Source organism: Actinomycetota bacterium (genome assembly GCA_030650795.1).
Taxonomy (GTDB): Bacteria; Actinomycetota; Actinomycetes; order S36-B12; family S36-B12; genus UBA11398.
Map to the genome: position 1 here is coordinate 1 of JAUSDJ010000024.1, position 2,152 is coordinate 2,152.

Annotated in this window: 2 protein-coding genes; one reads left to right on the forward strand and one right to left on the reverse strand. The window is 60.7% G+C overall.

Annotated features, from left to right (window positions below):
* Positions 1–544, forward strand: a 544-nt coding sequence (locus Q7L55_07385; protein ID MDO8732376.1) for a hypothetical protein, incomplete at its 5' end; no start/stop codon positions are given.
* Between the two features lie 46 nt (positions 545–590).
* Here the strand turns inward: Q7L55_07385 and Q7L55_07390 are convergent.
* Complete coding sequence (locus Q7L55_07390; GenBank protein ID MDO8732377.1) at positions 591–2,066, reverse strand: IS66 family transposase; 1,476 nt, start codon at positions 2,064–2,066, stop codon at positions 591–593.
* Positions 2,067–2,152: the final 86 nt, after the last annotated feature.

The following is a 2,152-nucleotide window of genomic DNA, read 5'->3' on the forward strand; positions in this document are numbered from 1 at the left end:
GAACGTATGCCAGAATTGCTGCCCACAGAGTGACGGATCGATGGGATCGTGCAACTTCAATTTTAGGATTGAGGACGGCTCGCTCAACTACGGTCCGTATGACTTTGATTCGGTAATGCACTACGGAAGATGCGACTTTACAGCGAACACCGCGGTGTGTAACGCTAGCTGCCCCAGCAATACAGGAGAAACCGTTACTGTTAATGCCCCCTTCAATGCCACATGGCAGTGCGGGGATCCATCAATTGACCCTGTCGCAGACACCCTGTACATCGGTCAGCGAACACATCTGAGCTATTGGGATTCGCTGGTAATGTCTTTCCTGTATCCCCGTGCGAATTGGCGGTTCCAGGCTCCCTACGGCTTCGATTCCCCCTTGGGGAGCTTCCTGGTTCCCTTCCTAAGCTTCGAAGTTGGTTATGATGAAACGCCGGTCGGCGGCACACTGTGGATTCTGAACCCCTCGACGTTCGCCGTGGGCCCGGTACTGGACAAGCCCATAACCATCGGCGCGCCGCTGGGCGGAGTGATACTAACGCGATGACCGCGCTGGCCAAGGGTAAGCGCGGCCGTAAACGGCAAGTAACTCATCAGCCGTTTGCAATGGTGGAGCCGGGTAGCGGTGGGAGGTTTCCGGTGATGAGGTACGCTCGCAGGGCGGCGGCGATGGTTTTTGTGGGGTTGAGGCCGCGGAGTTTGAGGGTACGGTAGATGGTCATGAGCACGGCCTGCGTGGCGGCGCCCTGCTGCGAGCGATTGGCGTAGCTGTTCTTCCGCAGGATGACGGCGGGACGAATGCAACGTTCCGCAAGATTGTTGTCGAAGGGCACATCGGGTTTGTCGAGGAAGGTGAAGAGGTGATCCCAATGGGCGCGGAGACGCTTGGCCAGTCGCAGGGCGTCGGCGTCCCCATAGGTGACGGTCCCATCCGGCCTCTGCCACTGGGCGAGTTCGGTCAGCCGCGCATCGATCAGGTGAATGCGGCTTCGATAGCGCTGCGGGGTGAAGTCGGGGCGCTTGCGCAGACGGATGCCGTCGCGGATCAGCCGGCGGAGCTTCTTGGCGAAGGCCTGCCACTCGGCGGAATCGTTACGCAGATCCACCTTTTCCAATTCGCGCAGCAAGTGCACGAGGCAATACTGCCGGTCGGCCGTCTCGATGGACTCGTACGGCGCCCAGAAGTCATGGATGAGCGTTCCGGCGAAGGCCTCGCCGAAGAACTTCTGCAAGGCCGGACTGCCCCGGCAGCGGTCGATCATGTAATAGCAGACGGTGTGATTGGCAAAACACCACAACCAATGCGTCTGCCCCTCGACCCGCCATCCGGTTTCGTCGGCGTGCAGAACCGCAGATTTCCTGGCCTCCTCGGCGATCTGTTCGTACCAGTCGGCCAGGACGGTGGCCAGTCGGCGCCAGGCGTCGAGGAGTCCGCCCGACGTGAGCCGCGTCTGCAAGTGATAGGAGAGAATCTCGATCACCTGCGAAATCGTGATGCCCAGTCCGTAGTGGAACCAACTGGTCAGACCCACGACGTGGTGTCCCAGGGTCGCGCCGGGCATGGCGTCGGGCACGACGGGTTCGACGTCTTTCTTGCAGTGGGGGCAGTAGTCGCGGTGAAGCGTGTGCTCGGTAACCACCGGGGTGATCTCTTCGGGAATGTCCTCGATGATCCGTGTGCGACGGCGGGTGCAACGTTGCACTCTTCCGCCGCAGTCGGGACAACACTTCAGACGATGCTCGACCTTCCGGTCAATGCGTTCCGGCCGCGCCCGTCGCGCCCCGGGATGACCATCCTTGGCTCCCGGTTCCTTGCGTCGCTTCGACGCCGAGGGTTTGGCATACACGGGAATCATGCCCGAGGGCGTCGAGGGCGTGACCGTAGAATCCTCGGACGCGGTCTGCGATTGCAACTCGGCCAGTCGTTGGGCCATGGCGGTCAGAATGAAGGTGACGGCCTCCGCTCCGCGAGCATACAATTGCCGAGCCTGCCGTTCATCCAGCTCGCCGCGCAGCGCCGCCGCAACCATCCTGTCCAGCGATTCAACGGCAGTCGGTGTCCGTACCACGATGGTGGCATATATCACACCATAAAGGATGGCGCAAATTACCCCAGATTAACAATTGCGGATATTGCAGGCGGCTGATGAGTTAC